At 62.8% G+C, this 16,113-nt stretch carries 16 protein-coding genes; 14 read left to right on the forward strand and 2 right to left on the reverse strand.

Annotated features, from left to right (window positions below; translation table 11 throughout):
- Nucleotides 1-263: 263 nt before the first annotated feature.
- From QRN04_RS10745 to QRN04_RS10755, 3 genes are all read left to right on the forward strand, one after another.
- Nucleotides 264-1,718, forward strand: coding sequence for an amino acid permease (locus QRN04_RS10745; RefSeq protein WP_284976021.1), 1,455 nt, complete (start codon nucleotides 264-266; stop codon nucleotides 1,716-1,718).
- 94 nt (nucleotides 1,719-1,812) lie between these two features.
- Entirely contained in the window at nucleotides 1,813-2,043 is a 231-nt protein-coding gene (locus QRN04_RS10750) for an antitoxin (RefSeq protein ID WP_284976022.1), read from the forward strand.
- Nucleotides 2,044-2,161: 118 nt separating this feature from the next.
- On the forward strand, nucleotides 2,162-3,379 hold the full coding sequence (locus QRN04_RS10755) for a benzoate/H(+) symporter BenE family transporter (protein ID WP_284976023.1): 1,218 nt from the start codon (nucleotides 2,162-2,164) through the stop codon (nucleotides 3,377-3,379).
- A gap of 1 nt (nucleotide 3,380) precedes the next feature.
- On the opposite strand, the gene zapE is transcribed toward QRN04_RS10755, so the two are convergent.
- A complete protein-coding gene (gene zapE, locus QRN04_RS10760; protein WP_284976174.1) occupies nucleotides 3,381-4,421 on the reverse strand; it encodes a cell division protein ZapE in 1,041 nt (346 codons plus the stop codon).
- Between the two features lie 209 nt (nucleotides 4,422-4,630).
- On the opposite strand from zapE, the gene QRN04_RS10765 reads away from it, so the two are divergent.
- From QRN04_RS10765 to ybaK, 3 genes are all read left to right on the forward strand, one after another.
- Nucleotides 4,631-5,557, forward strand: a complete 927-nt coding sequence (locus QRN04_RS10765) for a sulfurtransferase (protein ID WP_284976024.1) — start codon at nucleotides 4,631-4,633, stop codon at nucleotides 5,555-5,557.
- 68 nt (nucleotides 5,558-5,625) lie between these two features.
- Entirely contained in the window at nucleotides 5,626-6,099 is a 474-nt protein-coding gene (locus QRN04_RS10770) for a SufE family protein (RefSeq protein WP_284976025.1), read from the forward strand.
- 13 nt (nucleotides 6,100-6,112) lie between these two features.
- A complete protein-coding gene (ybaK, locus tag QRN04_RS10775) occupies nucleotides 6,113-6,640 on the forward strand; it encodes a Cys-tRNA(Pro) deacylase (RefSeq protein WP_284976026.1) in 528 nt (175 codons plus the stop codon).
- 31 nt (nucleotides 6,641-6,671) lie between these two features.
- Here ybaK and QRN04_RS10780 read toward each other — a convergent pair whose 3' ends face one another.
- The gene (locus tag QRN04_RS10780; RefSeq protein WP_284976027.1) at nucleotides 6,672-7,961 is read right to left on the reverse strand and encodes an alpha/beta hydrolase family protein; all 1,290 of its coding nucleotides are present in this window, start codon (nucleotides 7,959-7,961) and stop codon (nucleotides 6,672-6,674) included.
- Between the two features lie 351 nt (nucleotides 7,962-8,312).
- Between QRN04_RS10780 and QRN04_RS10785 the strand changes: the two genes are divergently transcribed.
- The 8 genes from QRN04_RS10785 to QRN04_RS10820 all read left to right on the forward strand — a co-directional run bounded on the left by QRN04_RS10785 (nucleotide 8,313) and on the right by QRN04_RS10820 (nucleotide 15,930).
- Nucleotides 8,313-9,362: an iron ABC transporter substrate-binding protein gene (locus QRN04_RS10785; protein ID WP_284976028.1), complete on the forward strand. Its 1,050-nt coding sequence runs from the start codon at nucleotides 8,313-8,315 to the stop codon at nucleotides 9,360-9,362.
- 95 nt (nucleotides 9,363-9,457) lie between these two features.
- Nucleotides 9,458-9,949, forward strand: a complete 492-nt coding sequence (locus QRN04_RS10790) for a hypothetical protein (RefSeq protein ID WP_284976029.1) — start codon at nucleotides 9,458-9,460, stop codon at nucleotides 9,947-9,949.
- Between the two features lie 14 nt (nucleotides 9,950-9,963).
- The gene (gene msrB, locus QRN04_RS10795; RefSeq protein ID WP_284976175.1) at nucleotides 9,964-10,404 is read left to right on the forward strand and encodes a peptide-methionine (R)-S-oxide reductase MsrB; all 441 of its coding nucleotides are present in this window, start codon (nucleotides 9,964-9,966) and stop codon (nucleotides 10,402-10,404) included.
- A 150-nt stretch (nucleotides 10,405-10,554) separates the two neighbouring features.
- Entirely contained in the window at nucleotides 10,555-11,922 is a 1,368-nt protein-coding gene (locus QRN04_RS10800; protein WP_284976030.1) for a DUF6421 family protein, read from the forward strand.
- Nucleotides 11,922-12,641 carry an SDR family NAD(P)-dependent oxidoreductase gene (locus QRN04_RS10805; protein ID WP_284976031.1) on the forward strand — a complete coding sequence of 240 codons (720 nt, stop codon included), beginning with the start codon at nucleotides 11,922-11,924 and terminating at the stop codon, nucleotides 12,639-12,641. Before QRN04_RS10800 ends, QRN04_RS10805 begins: the two co-directional genes overlap by 1 nt.
- Nucleotides 12,642-12,684: 43 nt before the next feature.
- A complete protein-coding gene (locus QRN04_RS10810; RefSeq protein ID WP_502868789.1) occupies nucleotides 12,685-13,758 on the forward strand; it encodes a threonine aldolase family protein in 1,074 nt (357 codons plus the stop codon).
- 73 nt (nucleotides 13,759-13,831) lie between these two features.
- Entirely contained in the window at nucleotides 13,832-14,488 is a 657-nt protein-coding gene (locus QRN04_RS10815) for a DUF3000 domain-containing protein (RefSeq protein WP_284976032.1), read from the forward strand.
- 80 nt (nucleotides 14,489-14,568) lie between these two features.
- Nucleotides 14,569-15,930: an HRDC domain-containing protein gene (locus QRN04_RS10820; RefSeq protein WP_284976033.1), complete on the forward strand. Its 1,362-nt coding sequence runs from the start codon at nucleotides 14,569-14,571 to the stop codon at nucleotides 15,928-15,930.
- The last annotated feature ends 183 nt before the right edge of the window (nucleotides 15,931-16,113 follow it).

Below are 16,113 nucleotides of genomic sequence, written 5' to 3' on the forward strand. Positions count from 1 at the left end.
TAGAGCACCACCTTGCCAAGGTGGATGTCGCGAGTTCGAATCTCGTCGTCCGCTCCAAGAAAACTCCATCGAGAAAAAGCAGCTCCCCGGAGCTGCTTTTTGCGTTTCCTGGGGCGCTAACCTGCCTACGCGGTCAGGCTGCTGCATTGATTAGACGATGTAACTGATACTCCTTGGAAGAAGTCGCTTTATCTAATGTGACTGGCCTCGCATAATGTACTTCGAGCTTATTCACGTTTTCACGCCGACCGGCAGGAGTACCTATGAGTAACACCACGGCTTCCCAATCTGTCATGAGGCGTAAGCCCATTGACGAGATTGAGGAAGAAAGCAAGAGCAGCGGACTGTTCAAGAGCCTCGGGCTGTGGCAACTGACCGCCATCGGAGTCGGCGGAATTATCGGCGTCGGCATCTTTTCCTTGGCTGGGCTGGTGGCCCACGGGGACGCCAGCAACCCGGGCGTAGGCCCGGCAGTACTTATCTCCTTCCTCGTCGCGGGCCTCGCCTCCGGTGCTGCCGCACTCTCTTACGCGGAATTTGCGGGCATGATTCCGCGCGCAGGTTCGGCGTACACCTATGGCTACGTGGCCTTGGGAGAAATCATCGGCTGGTTCATCGGATGGGACCTCCTGCTGGAGTACATCGCGATCGTGGCCGTCGTGGCAATCGGCATCTCCGGCTACGTCGACGCGTTCCTTTCAGGCATCGGAATCCATATGCCCGCCTGGATGACGTCCACCGCGGATGCCGGAACAGGCGGCGTCATCAACCTTCCCGCGATCCTCGTCTGCCTGCTGGTCACCTGGATCCTGAGCCGCGGCACCAAGGCTTTTGGACGATTTGAACTGATTGCCGTCGCCATCAAGGTGGTGCTGATCCTGTTCATCATCGGGCTGGGGATCTTCTACATCAACACCCAGAACTTCAACCCGTTTATGCCCAGCGGCTTCGGGCCTGTCTTTTCGGGTGCCGCAACGGTCTTCTTCGCGGTGTTCGGGTATGACGCCATGAGCACCGCGGCGGAAGAAGCCACCGATGGCAAGAAGCACATGCCCAAAGCGATTATCCTGTCCCTGATCATCGCCATGCTTCTATACGTCGCCGCCACGCTGGTACTCACCGGCATGCAGAACTACAAGGACATCAATCCGACGGCGGGTTTTGCGTCAGCATTCAGCAGCGTCGGACTTCCCGTCATTGCAACGATCATCTCCGTGTTTGCGGTTCTTTCCATCCTTACCGTGATGCTGACGTTCCTGCTGGGTGTAACCCGGGTGTGGTTCTCCATGAGCCGCGATGGGCTCCTGCCCGGATGGTTCTCAAAGACCGATCGCCACGGCACTCCGCAGCGCGTCACCTGGATCGCAGGCATTGCATCTGCCATCCTCGCCGGCGTGTTTCCGATCAAAGAGGTCGCAGACCTGACCAACATCGGCATCCTTGCCGCATTCGTGGTGGTGTGCATTTCCGTGATCGTGTTCCGTTACAAGCGCCCGGACGCGCCCCGTACTTTCCGTCTGCCGTGGATGCCGGTGGTGCCGGCATTCGGCGTCGTGGCATCGGCGTTCCTGATGTCCCAACTGCACTGGCAGACCTGGGTCCGGTTCGTGGTGTGGCTGATCGTGGGCTTGGTGATTTACTTCACCTACGGCCGACGGAATTCGTTGATGAACCCCGCGAGCCCCCGCCACGCGGACGTCAGTACGCCCTCGGCATAGTTTGTCCACAGGCTCTCTCCGGCCCTTGGCACGTAGGTTCACTGGTGTTAGGGTCGGACGCGGAGGAGCGATCTGGCTCCGCGAAGGAAAGGAGGTGCCCGTGGGTTTAATTGACGACCTGAAGGGCAAGGCTCAGGGTCTCATTCAGGGCAACGAAGAAGCCATTCACAATGGCATCGAGAAGGCCGGGGACTTTATCGACCAGAAGACCGGCGGCAAGTTCGCCGGCCAGGTCGATTCCGTTCAGAATGCCGCTTCCGACTTCGTGGCCAGCAATGATGGCGAGCCACAGGCTCCCGTCGCGGATGGACCATCGCAGCCATAGCTGCCTGAGTCGCCGTACCAGATACGTCAAGGGGGCACCGGTCCCGCCGAGAGGCGCCACCGGTGCCCTTGGCGTTTAAGGACGGCGGACCGACGCGCGGGCACGGTAATTTGTACCTATGCCTCCCACCGCTTCCGTCACCACGCAGAGCCTCGCCAGCAAGGAATCCCTTGGGCCGCCCATAACGGCAGGGATCGTTACGGCGCTGGTGGGTTTCACCTCTTCCTTCGCAGTCGTCTTGGCAGGCCTGCGGGCCGTGGGTGCCACTCAAGGGCAGGCGTCCAGTGGCCTCTTGATCCTCACTCTCACGTTTGGGCTCGGCATCCTCTGGTTGTCGTGGAGCTCCAAAATGCCCGTCACGCTGGCATGGTCCACCCCGGGCGCAGCGCTGCTCGCCTCCGCTGGAATGGTCGACGGCGGCTGGCCGGCCGCCGTCGGTGCGTTCCTCGTCGTCGGGGTTCTGATCATCCTCACCGGACTGCTTCCGGTCCTCGGCCGCCTCATGACCAAAATTCCCACCGCATTGGCGCAGGCCATGTTGGCCGGGGTCCTGCTGCCACTGTGCCTTGCACCGTTCAGGTCGCTGGGCTCGGCGCCGCTCTATGTGGCTCCCGTGCTGCTGTGCTGGATCCTGTTCATGAAATTCGCACCGCGGTGGTCGGTGCCGGCGTCATTGCTCGTCGCCTTGGCAGTCATCGGCGTCCACATCGTCGCAAACGGCGTTCACATCCCCGGCGACGGCCTGCTCCCCCGCCTCGAATGGACCGCACCCTCATTCACCCTGGAGGCGGGGATCGGGCTGGGGCTACCCCTGTTCATAGTGACGATGGCCTCGCAGAATATCCCCGGCGTCGCAGTCTTGAAGTCGTTCGGCTACACCACACCGTGGCGGCCATCCATGCTCGTTACCGGGGCGGGTACCTTGGTTGGCGCTCCCTTTGGCGGCCACGCCATCAACTTGGCAGCACTCAGCGCGGCCCTTGCAGCCGGCGAAGAGGCGGGCAAGGATCACAGCCGGCGCTGGATGGCAGCTTTCGTTTCGGGCTTCGCCTACCTGATCCTGGCAGGCGCATCGGCGGCGCTGGTCACACTGGTGGCAGCCGCGCCGGCAGGGCTCCTCGAAGCGGTGGCTGGACTGGCGTTGCTGGGAACCCTGGCGTCGTCCGTTTCCTCAGCCCTCGCCGTCGCCGAGGAGCGAATCCCGGCCTGCATCACTTTCCTGCTCGCCGCGTCCGGGCTCAGCTTTGCCGGTATCGGGGCGGCTTTCTGGGCCCTCGCCGGAGGCATCCTCGTCCGGTGGCTCCTCAACGTTCGGGAACCGTTGGTGAAAGCCTAACTCAGGCGGGCTCGTGGTCCTGGGCCTCGCGCGCCAAGGCCGTCAACCGGGAAACTGCCCGGAAGTATTTCTTCATGTAGCCGCCCGTCATCATCTCTTCAGTAAAGAGCTGATCGAACGGCACGCCGCTGGCCAGGATGGGTACATCTTTGTCATAGAGCCGGTCTGCCAGCACCACGAAGCGAAGGGCGACAGACTGTTCGGTGATGGTTTCGACGTCGCGCCACACAACTGCTTCAACGCCTGAAATGAGCTGGCGATAGCGGCTCGGGTGAACGGCAGCCAAGTGGTCAACCAACGTGCGGAAGTCGTCCACGGCAACGGTCTTGCCCTCGAATTCGGCCCTCATGCGGTGCTTGAGTTCCTCGGTCTTGAGCGGGGCAGGAGCTGCCGGCAGGCCGCGGTGGCGGAAGTCCTCGCCGTCGATCCTCACGACGTCGAACTGGTCGGCGAGGACCTGGATTTCGCGCTGGAAGTCGACGGCGGCAAAGCGGCCTTCGCCCAGCGAGCCGGGCAGCGTGTTGGATGTGGCCGCGAGCTTCACACCGGCGTCGGCCAGTTCGCGCATAAGGCGGGACATCAGGACGGTGTCGCCGGGATCGTCAAGTTCGAATTCATCGATGCACACCAGCTTGTAGCTGCTCAGCGCCTCTACCGTCTTCCGGAAAGACAGCGCCCCCACAAGGTTGGTGTATTCGACGAATGTCCCGAATGCTTTCGGTCCCGGGGAACGGTGCCAGAGCGAGGCCAGGAGGTGGGTCTTTCCGACGCCGAAGCCGCCGTCCAAGTAGATGCCTGCCCTGGCTACGGGAGCCTTCTTGGCAAACAGCTTCTTGAAAAGCCCGCCATTGTCCTCGGACACGACGCCGTCGGCGAAAGCCGACAGGAGCTTTACGGCATTCGCCTGGCTGGGCTGCGCAGGATCCGGGCGGTAACTATCGAACGATACCTCTCCGAATCGCGGAGAGGGGTAGAAACCCTTGAGGAGTTCCTCCACGGAGACCGCCGGAGTACGGGCAGCCAGTTGTTCGATTTGTACCACGGTGGTCAGTTCCTTCGCTGTTAGGTCCCCAGCAAGAATACCGGCATTGGCCGCCTTGATAACGGCCACGTGACCAAGGCCATGTTTCACCGTATGACCGAGGGGAAGCATTCACCGCCGCCCGTGGTTAGTGTTGGAGAACGCCGGGCCGGTACATCCACCACCTTCCTCTGCCTGGTTCCGTCCGTTGTCAATGAAAGGCGATTGCTGTGCCCTACCCCGTTGAACGAAACGAGAAGTTTGCGTCCTACGCGAATCCCGAGCGTCTTGTGTCCACCGAATGGCTCGCGGCAGCCTTGGCGGACGGTGCGCTTGCTGACGGCAAGCTGGTTGTCGTGGAGTCCGATGAGGATGTCCTTCTGTACGAGACCGGGCACATTCCAGGCGCCGTAAAAATCGACTGGCACACCGACCTGAATGACGAGGTGACCCGCGATTATGTGGACGGCACCGCGTTCGCTGCACTTGCGGCGTCCAAAGGCATCTCCCGCGATACCACGGTGGTCATTTACGGTGACAAATCCAACTGGTGGGCTGCTTACGCCCTCTGGGTGTTCACGCTGTTCGGCCACGAAGACGTCCGCCTCCTGGACGGTGGCCGTGACAAGTGGATCGCAGAAGGACGCGAACTGACTACCGAGTCTTCCCAGCCCGAGGTGGGTGAATACCCCGTGGTGGAGCGCAACGATGCGCCTATCCGCGCTTTCAAGGACGACGTCCTGGCACATCTGGGCAAGCCCCTCATTGACGTGCGTTCTCCTGAGGAATACACGGGGCAGCGGACCCACATGCCCGCATACCCCGAAGAGGGCGCCCTGCGTGGCGGCCACATTCCCACGGCCGCTTCGGTGCCTTGGGCCAAGGCTGCAGCAGAAGACGGCACCTACCGCACCCGCGCCGAACTCGAAGCCCTCTACCTCGGGGAAGCCGGCCTTAAGACCGGCGACGACGTGGTGGCCTACTGCCGCATCGGGGAACGTTCCAGCCACACCTGGTTTGCTTTGAAATACCTGCTGGGCTTCGAGACTGTACGCAACTATGACGGATCCTGGACCGAGTGGGGCAATGCTGTGCGTGTACCCATTGCCAAGGGCGCGGAACGTGGTTCGGTTCCCGTGGACCTAGTCCGAAAATAGGTGTCCGCAAATAACCGGAATTAGTCCCTGCTACCGCCCGAACAGTGCAGGAACGTAAGCTGGAAGTGATGAGTACCTACACTTTGCCCGCCGCGCTGGCGGAGATCGTCGATGACTTCCAGGCACTGACGGAGCCTGACCGCCTGCAACTCCTTCTTGAGTTCTCCCGGGGCCTTCCCGAGCTTCCGGAGCGTTTGAAGGACCATCCTGAACTGCTGGAGCAGGTTGTGGAGTGCCAATCTCCGCTGTTCCTCACGATCGAATCGGAGAAGAACCCCGAAGGCGAGGGGGAACGCATCTACCGGCTGTTCTTCAAGGCGCCGCAGGAGGCCCCCACCACCCGCGGCTTCGCAGGCGTGCTCCATGAAGGACTGGACGGACTGACTGCTGCCGAAATCCTGGCGGTACCGGACGACATGCCCGAGTTGCTGGGCTTGACCCGCGCTATCACTCCCCTGCGCATGCGCGGAATGACCGCAATGCTGGGGCGGATCAAGCGCAAGGTTGCGGCAGCTCAACGGCTAAGCCAAACAGCGCACTAAGGTCTCGACCTCCATGGCCAAGAAGACGGTTTCGCAAGGTACGCCGGCCACAGCGGCTCTAGCTGCGGCCGGCGTACCTTTCGTTCTCCACCCTTATGTCCATGATCCGGCGACGACGAGTTACGGCCTTGAAGCGGCAGATGCCTTGGGCATGGACCCGGCGCGGGTTTTTAAGACGCTGATGATTGAGGCGGAGGGCAGATTGGCCTGCGCCGTGGTTCCCGTCTCCGGAAACCTTGACTTGAAGTCCGCAGCCGCCGCACTCGGAGCCAAGAAGGCTGCCATGGCTGAAGCCAAGACCGCCGAGCGACGGACGGGATACGTCCTGGGCGGAATCTCTCCCTTGGGGCAGCGACAAACCTCGCCGACCATCGTGGACGAATCTGCTCTGTCATTTGAGACCATGCTCGTTTCGGGCGGCAGGCGCGGGCTGGACATCGAACTCGCGCCGAGCGACTTAATACGGCTCACCAAAGCCATAACCGCGCCCATAGGCACCGGGGCGGCGGTTCCCCCTTCGAGCTCCACCCTCGCATCCTGACCGCCAGCCAGCGACCTCCGTCTCAGGCCGGCTAACCGGGCCTATCAGACTGGCCCGGGTCAGACTGGCCGGGCCTATCAGACTGACCCGGGTTGTTCCGTGGCGCCAATTGCATGCGCAGCCATGAGCGCACCATCCGCTCCCATTTTTCAGGATCAACATTCCATTCCTTGGTGTGCCGTGCGCCATCGAACGGCTCGAAAGTCACCATTTCGGGATTCTTCTCGGCGAGGATGGCGGAAGGACCAAAGGGCACGTAGTCGTCGTCGACGCTGTGGATGAGCAAGGTAGGCGTCCGCAGTTCGATGGCCCGGGCTTCCCAGTCCATGGCTTTGAAGTCCACGGGCGCTGCCAGCCCGGTCAGCCTCCGGCCCAGCGGATGGCTCAGCATTAGTTGCCCGTAGCGCCCCACACGGTACGGAATCCTGTTGACTTGGGCGTGATGGGCCATGACGTTGACCCAGTTGATGACCGGCGCGTCCAGCACCAGCGCACGGATGACGTGGCGGTACTTGGACAGGTCTGCTGTTTGGAGTGTGATGGCCCCACCCATTGACCAGCCGAACAAAACCACCTCGGCAGCTCCTCGGCTCAACGCATATCCGATCGCGGCTTCCACGTCGCGCCACTCGGTGGACCCCAAGCCATATCTGCCATCGAGCGTCGACGGCGCAAGCCCATCATTGCGGTAAGAGATCAGCAACGTATCCATCCCCAGCGACCGTGCTGTCTTCACGGCCCTGAGTCCTTCCAGGCGCGTAGCACCCCGACCGTGGACCATGATCGCCCACGTCGACGCCGGACCCTCCCCGGCCCGGACGAGCCAGGCTGGCGCCTTGCCGCCGTCGACGTCGATCTCCACGTCCTCAGCCGCCAACCCAAGGGCCGCTGGATCCGGGTAGGTCGCCCCGCTCCATCCCGCCCGGCGGGCTTGGAACAAGTCACCGCTATAGACTTCCTGGACTTCGCGAAGCACCGTTTGTTCAGCTGGCGAATAGGACACGATCCGGCCGATCCGGGCATGGCCCTTTCCGCCGTCGAAAAAGAGGCTGAAAACGCCGTCGATGGTGGTGTCGGGGGTGGCGGCAAGGATCACTTGCAGTCCGTCGTCGCCCTTGATGACAGCGAGGACTTCCTGGTCTTCGTGCCGGGCGCCGGGCGTGATGACCCGCCTGGCAAAGTACACGGCGAGCGCGGAAGACCCAGCTCCCACCAAGCCGGCGAGCGTTCCTCCTGCGACCATGCCCGCGAGGGCCCACTTGGTGCGCAGGGACATTGTGCTTTCTGCCGGGACGTCCGTTGCCACGAAATTCGATGCCATGCTTCCATTCTCCCTGCTCGTGTGGCTGTCCCTGCTCATGTAGCTGGTCCCTGCCCCATGATGCTCTATGGGCGTCACATCGAACCATGTCTAGCAGCGGGGAAACAATTACGCAACATCCGCATGTTGTTATTACACTTAGGGCTGCCTTACGTCGCTCTCACTTCGCGCTAGACGGACACCGTCCCCCAGCACCGGTGCCGGTGGGCCAGGTGTCCACGGGAAGGCACTCCGATCCACGTCGGAGCCATACAGAACCTCTGCTTTCCTGCCCCAATTGTCCTCCCGCGTGGCTCAGGCTTGGCCGGAACAGCCTCGCACAACTTCGCCGGATTTCCTGAAAGGCCTTACATGAGCTTCCGCATCAAACTGCCCGCCGCCATTGCCGCCGCGTCAGCCGCGCTGCTGGCCCTCGCCGCCTGCGGCTCCCCCACACCTGGCCCCGGCACTTCGGGTTCCGCCCCGTCCGGCGGAGACGGGATCATTGTCTACAACGCACAGCATGAAAATCTCACCACCGCCTGGGTGGCCGCGTTCACCAAAGAAACGGGAATCAAGGTTACTCTGCGCAACGGCGACGACTTGGAAATGAGCAACCAGCTCAGCGAAGAAGGCAAGAACTCCCCCGCGGACGTCTTTCTCACAGAAAACTCCCCTGCCATGGTCCGCATCGCCGGAGCGGGCCTGCTTGCCCCGGTCGACCAGGCCACCCTTGGCCAGGTCCCGGCCTTGTATCGGCCCTCCACCGGTGACTGGACCGGCATCGCTGCCCGCTCCACCGTGCTGGCTTACAACAAAACCAAACTCACGCCAGATCAGCTGCCCAAATCCTTGATGGATCTGGCAGACCCGGCCTGGAAGGGGCGCGTCGGAGCCTCCACCGGGGGAGCGGACTTCCAGGCCATTGTCAGTGCAATGCTCGAGCTCAGGGGCGAAGACGCCACCCGGACCTGGCTGGAAGCCGCAAAGAGTAATTTCAAAGCCTATAAGGACGACACTCCGGTCCTCGCGGCCGTCAACTCGGGCGAGGTCGAGGCGGGGGTCCTGTACCACTATTACTCGTTCGTGGACCAAGCCCAGACCGGAGAGAACAGCAAGAACGTTGGGTTGCACTACTTCAAGAACCAGGACCCCGGCGCATTCGTCAGTGTCTCTGGCGGTGCGGTCCTGGCCTCCAGCAAGAAGCAGGCCCAGGCCCAGCAGTTCCTGAAGTTCATCACGGGCAAAGCCGGGCAGCAGATCCTGCAGACGGGTAACTCCTTCGAATACACCGTCGGCAGCGACGTCCCCGCGAACCCCAAGCTAACCCCCCTCGACCAGCTCCAAGCCCCTGCAATCGACCCCGCGAAACTCAACAGCACCAAGGTCACCGACCTCATGACCCAGACCGGACTCCTCTAACCACAAGCCAAGCCAGACCCGGGGCCGCGCCACGGGCGTTCGTAAACGTCGACGAAAATCTGCGTTGTCTGGTTTCCCGGGACTACGCTGTAGCCATGAGTGATCCCCTAGTCATCCTGACCGAAGAGCCTTTGGGGCCCGAGGACCGAATTAATATCGCTAAATTGCTCGACGGCGGCGAAACGCCCGTCGTCGTGTTGGTGCCGTCCAACACCGAGCGGCATTTAGTGGTCGATTTCCTCGAGAACCTTTCCTTGCTCGACATTGCCAAAGCGTTCCGCGAGCTGACCGGGCAGTCGGCAGATCCCGAGTCGGAGCGGGCGGAGGCGGCGGACATCTTGGCGGCGTCGTTGGCTGCTTTGGCCGGCTTGGGCGGAGGCGTCACCGGAGAAATTGTCGACGGCGGGGCCGTGGCAGGTTTGGTGGCCAAAGTGAAGGTCCTTGATGCGGCGCAGGCTGTGGTGGTGACCAGACCGCACGCCATCGCGGACACGTTGCATACCGACTGGGCCAACAAGGCACAGGATGCCCTGGGGCTACCTGTTCTGCACTTGTACGCCGGTTCGGGATTTATCGGCGACTCATGAGCGTTGAAGAGGGCATGAGTACTCCTGAGGACACCAGCAAGACGACGCCTGCGCCCGTGGAGAAGAGCGACGCCCAGTGGCGGGAGGAGCTGACGCCGGAGGAATTCCACGTCCTGCGGCAGGCCGGAACTGAGCGGCCCTACACCGGCGAGTATTGGGACACCCACACTGAAGGTGTCTACCAATGCCGGGCCTGCGGCAGTGAGCTGTTCACCAGCAGCGAGAAATTCGATTCCCATTGCGGCTGGCCGTCATTCTGGGCGCCGTTGGCTGAGGGCACCGTCCGGTACTTGCATGACCGGACCATGGGCATGGACCGGGTGGAGGTCCGCTGCGCCACATGCGACTCGCACTTGGGACACGTTTTCGAAGGCGAGGGCTACGGCACTCCCACGGACCAGCGGTTTTGCATCAACTCCGTCTCCCTACGGTTGGTGAAGGCGGACAAAGCCTAGGCAGGCAGCGCTGCCGCTTGAGCTCAAGCAGTCGGCAGCACCACCGAGGAACAGAGTCTCTTATGCTCGCCTCGTTTTTACGTTAGCGATCCTTTTCCGTTGCTACGCTCGGCCCAGAGGCAAAAGCTACTTTGGAAAGGGACGAGCTTCATGACAACTATCGCCACCGCTACTCTTCCGCATGTCACCGCTGACAACGCTGAGTGGGCGTCACTCAAGGCCGCCGCAACTGCCCTTCAGGCACACCAGCAAAAGGACGGTTCCATTGCGGACCCTGCCGGCCACGGCGAAGCTGCTGCCCTTGTGGCCACGATCGTCCAGGCGATCACCTCACTGGCGCCGCAGTTCCCCCATGACTCCCGCTACCTGGAACTGCTCGTCGAGGACTTCCACCGTTGGGAGCAACATGGCTTTGGCGTGCCGGACTTCCTGGACTCGTTGCAGGCATTCCAGCCCCAGGAGCATCGGATCGACGGCCTCCAGCACCTGGTGGTCTTTCCCATGTATACCCAGAACGGAAGCACTAGCCGGCTGGTCGAAGCTGTCTTGATCGAGGTCATCTGGCCCGAGTTCATTGGGGGGCTCGAAGCCGGGGACTACTCGAACAAGCTCTTCGTCCCCATCCGCTTCATTGATTTCACCCCTGGCTATGACACCAACTCCGCCGTCCTGTTCCCCGAGACGGTAGCCGTGCGGGAAACCCCCACCTTCACTTGGGGCGCCATCTTCGCCGACCGTGAGGCCGCGCGCTTCCGCCGCGTCCTGAAGGCTGCGGCGGAAACAACCTCCCTCCAACTTCCCGACGACGCAGCCCAGTTGCTCGACGACCAGGAGCTGACCCAACGGACATTCGTCATGTGGGACCTCATCCACGACCGCACTCACATGCGGGGTGACCTTCCTTTCGACCCGTTCATGATCAAACAGCGCATGCCCTTCTTCCTCTACTCGCTCGAGGAACTGCGCTGCGACCTGACCGCTTTCCGCGAATCCGTCCGCATCGAGAAAGACGAGGACGCCGACCCCGACGCCCGCAAGCACGCCAAGCTCGTCCAGTACGCCGTGATATTCGACCGGATCTTCCGTTTCGCCATCACCGGCAGCCGGGTTCGGAACTACGACGGCCTGGGCGGCCAGCTGTTGTTCGCTTGGATGCATCAGCACCACGTCCTCCACTGGACCGATAGCAAACTGTCGATCGACTGGGACAACGCTGCCGCCGTCGTGGTTGAACTTGGCGCCAAGATCGAAGAACTATACTGGCGTTCCATCGACCGCCCCAAGGCTGCGCACTGGCTGGCGGCCTATGAGCTCATCTCAAGCACTGTGACCCCGCACCCGGCTTCGGTTTGGGCCAAGGGCCCGGATGCCTTGCCGTTGGATGGGCCGCCCCGTGGGCTGACCGATCAGGTTTTGGACGACGAGTTCCCACTGTCGATGTTCTACGAAGCATTGGAGAAGAAGATGCGTTCCGTTATCGAGTCCACCACCGGCATTACCGGCTCCACCGCAGCCTGATGACTGCCTTGACTGTCCTCGTAACCGGTGGCAGCAGCGCCTCTGGCATCGCCGTGGCTCAGGCCATGGCGGCCGCCGGCCATCGGGTGATCACTGTCGGTTCGGACGAAGGCCGGATCAAGGCCGCAGCGGCCGAGGCGGGCGCTGCAGTCACTCCCCTGGTGTGTGATCTTGCCAGCTTGGACTCCGTCCGCGACTTGGCGTCGGCCATCACGAACCTTGGCGTGAAGGGCATCGACGGCGTGATGCACCTCGTGGGCGGTTGGCGCGGCGCCAAAGGAATCGAGGACCAGACTGATGAGGACTGGGAGGCATTGGAACGGGGAGCCGTCACAACGCTCCGCAACGTTTCAAGGGTCTTCTACGGCCAACTGGAAGCCTCCGCGCATGGTCGGTTCGCTATGGTCTCATCCACCGCCGTTTCAGCCCCGACGGCGGCCGCGGCCAGCTATGTAGCTGCCAAGGCGGCCGCCGAAACGTGGACCTTGGCGATGGCCGATGGTTTCCGGCGGGCGCAAGAGGGCGGCACCGCAGACGGCGGCAGCGCCGCCGTCATCTTCGTCGTCAAAGCCCTCGTCGACGCCGGCATGCGGCAACTGCATCCGGAACGGCGGTTTCCGGGTTTCACGGACGTCGAGGACTTGGCCGCTGCCGCCGTCGGACTTTTTGACCAACCGGCTTCCACCCTGAACGGCCAGCGCATCATGCTGGCCAAATAGACTTGAAAGCGTGAATGAACAAGTGACGAGCACAACAGAGTCCATCCAGAGCGACACCGGCACGGACCTCACCAAGCAACTGCATGATCCGGCGGTGCGTGGGTTTGCCTCCGATAACTACTCCGGCGTCCACCCTGAAATCCTTGCGGCGCTGGCATCTGCCAACGGCGGCCACCAGGTTTCCTATGGGGAGGACATCTACACCAAGCGGCTCCAGGAGATCTTGGAGCGGGAGTTCGGCCAGGGCATCGAGTGCTTCCCCGTCTTCAACGGCACAGGCGCCAACGTTCTCTCCCTCCAGTCGCTCCTGCCTCGCTGGGGCGCGGTCGTCTGCGCATCTACCGCGCACATCAACATGGACGAGAACGGCGCACCGGAGCGCGTCGGTGGGATCAAGCTGCTCCAGGTACCCACCGAGGACGGCAAGCTCACGCCGGAATTGATCGACCGCGAAGCCTGGGGTTGGGGTGATGAGCACCGCGCGCAACCGCTGGCCGTTTCCATCACCCAGACCACGGAGCTGGGCACGTGCTACACCCCTGAAGAGGTCCGCGCCATCGCCGACCATGTCCACTCAAAGGGGATGAAGCTGCACATGGACGGTGCACGGCTGGCCAATGCAGCCGCCCACCTGGGCGTTCCGCTCCGGGCATTCACCCGCGACGCAGGCGTGGATATCCTCTCCTTCGGCGGCACCAAGAACGGCTTGCTGTTCGGTGAGGTAGTGGTGGCGCTGAACCCGGACGCCGCACAGGGACTGAAGTTCCTCCGCAAGATGAACATGCAGTTGGCCTCAAAGATGCGCTTCATCTCTGCCCAGTTCATCGCGTTGTTGGAGGACGGTCTGTGGCTGCGCTCCGCAGCCCACGCCAACGCGATGGCCTCCCGCCTGCGCGAGGCAGTGGAAAAGATCGACGGCGTTGAGCCCACCCAGGCTACCGAGTCGAACGGCGTTTTCGCCATCCTCCCCGAGGGGGCTGCCGACCGCTTGCGCAAGTCTTTTGCTTTCTACGATTGGGACGCCGCCCGCCGCGAAGTCCGCTGGATGTGTTCCTTCGATACCACGGAGGCGGACATCGACGCTTTCGTTGCGGCGATCAAGCGGGAGCTTGCCTGACCCGTAGATGTACCATGCGTCCGGGGCGGCGAGCCTACGCCCATTCGCAGCCCCGGACGCATAACCTGCGAGGGTGAACGCCCTCGCACAGGTTCCCCCGGACTTTCTCTTCGCTTTGGGAACGCTCCGAAAAGCGCAATGCCGCAGTGAACTCCGGCTTGACGAAATTCCTGCCCCCGCACGCTTGGCCCCCTACGCCGTCGCCCTCGGGGCGGAAGTATTCAGCCCCACCGCGGCCACCCGCCAAGTCCCTGTTCACGGGCCCGCGGCCAAAGCATTCGTGCAAGGCCAGAGCGATAGTTCCTCCAATGAGGAGGATGACGAGCTGGCCACTGGACGGTTCATCCTCCTTCACGATCCTGACGGGTCAGCCGTCTGGGAGGGTGAATTCCGCATCGTTACGTACATCCGCGCCCAAATGGATGCCGAGATGGGCAACGATGCCATGCTCGGCTCAGTAGCGTGGACGTGGCTCGTGGAGGCTCTCCAGAACCGTCAAGCCCACTACCGTGCTGCAGGTGGGACCGCCACTCGCATCCTCTCGGAAAGTTTCGGCACACTGGCCGAACGCCCCGACACCATAGACATCGAACTCCGGGCATCCTGGACGCCCGCGAGTTCGGATGTCCAGGCGCATCTGGAGGCGTGGTCCGATATGGTCTGTACCTTTGCAGGCCTTCCCCCTCTGCCCCCGGGAGTCACCGGCCTGCCCAAGCGGAGGCTCAATTGACCGCCGCCCTTCGCCTTTTTCGGGCAACGGACCACCTCTCCGCCGCCGGTCCTGACAGGTATCGGTAAGCTTAAGCAATCATGACCCCTGAAAAACTGCAAAATACCACAGCCGGCGATCCGGCTGCTGAACCCACCACCGGCATCAAGGTTGACGGCTTTGATAGCCACGTCCCTGAAGTCATCGACTTGGACACCCCGCGCGAAGGGGTCCCGCCCGTCATCGATACCGTGGCCGGGTTGGAACGGTGCGCCGCCGCGATCGCAGCCGGGACCGGTCCCGCCGGAGTGGACGCCGAACGGGCTTCCGGGTTCCGTTACGGCCAGCGTGCTTTCCTCGTCCAGATTCGTCGCGAAGGTGCCGGAACCTGGCTGATCGACCCGGAACCTTTCGAGACACTCGACGTCGTCAATGATGCCCTTCGCGGAGTGGAGTGGATCCTGCACGCCGCCACCCAGGACCTGCCGTGCCTGGCAGAGCTGGGAATGTGGCCGGATAAACTTTTCGACACCGAACTCGCCGCACGGCTTGCCGGCCTCCCCCGCGTAGGCCTTGCCGCCGTCATCGAACAACTCCTCGGCTTTGGCTTGGCCAAGGAACACTCGGCGGCTGACTGGTCCACCCGTCCCCTTCCCGAACCCTGGCTCCGGTACGCAGCCCTCGACGTCGAAGTTCTCGCCGAACTGCGCGAGGAACTCATCGAACTGCTCGAGGCGGACGGCAAACTTGAGTTCGCGGAGCAGGAGTTTGCAGGAATCCTTGCCGCAGGCGTAGCACCACCGCGCGTGGATCCGTGGCGCAAAACCTCAGGCCTGCATCAAATTCGCGACCGCCGGCAACTGGCCGCGGTCAGGGAACTCTGGATGGAGCGGGACCAGTTGGCCCGCAAACGCGACGTGGCCCCCGGCCGCCTCCTCCCGGATTCAGCACTCGTCGCAGCCGCCAAGGCCATGCCCACCACGGTTCCGCAACTCCTGGCTACCAGGGGATTCCACGGCCGCTCAGCCCAACGCGAAGCACCCCGATGGCTCCGCTGCATCACCAACGCCCGCACCCTCTCGGAGCTCCCACCGCTCCATTTGGCTACCAACGCACCTCCCCCGCCGCGGGTATGGGCTGATCGGGACCCCGAGGCCGCCGCCCGGCTGGCCGCCGCCCGGCCGGCACTTCAAGCCAAGGCCGAAGAGCTCAACTTGCCGGTGGAAAACCTCCTGACCCCGGACTTCCTGCGACGCATCGCCTGGCGGCCCCCCGCGGACGTCTCGCTGGACACAGTGGCAGCGGAACTGCGGGCGCTGGGCGCACGCGAGTGGCAGATTTCCTTCGCTGCCCCCATCCTTACCGAGGCATGCCTGAACCCGGCGCCCCTCCCAGCAAAAAACGCCACCGCCAAGGAAGCCCCCGCCAGCGCGGCCCCGCAGCGCACCGAGGATGCCGACTGAACCGATCACCCGTTAAGGGCCCGTTGTGACGAAGAATGACCCGTCGCTGCGGGCCCTTCCGCTTTCGGCTCGCTTACTCCGTGCCCGACATCCATGGCCAACCTTGCACCCTAAGTTACCCACGAGTAACATTGCATCAATGCCAACCGGAGTAACCGCATCGCGGTCCCGGCTCCATGTCTC

This window comes from Arthrobacter sp. efr-133-TYG-104 (assembly GCF_030208915.1).
GTDB lineage: Bacteria > Actinomycetota > Actinomycetes > Actinomycetales > Micrococcaceae > Arthrobacter.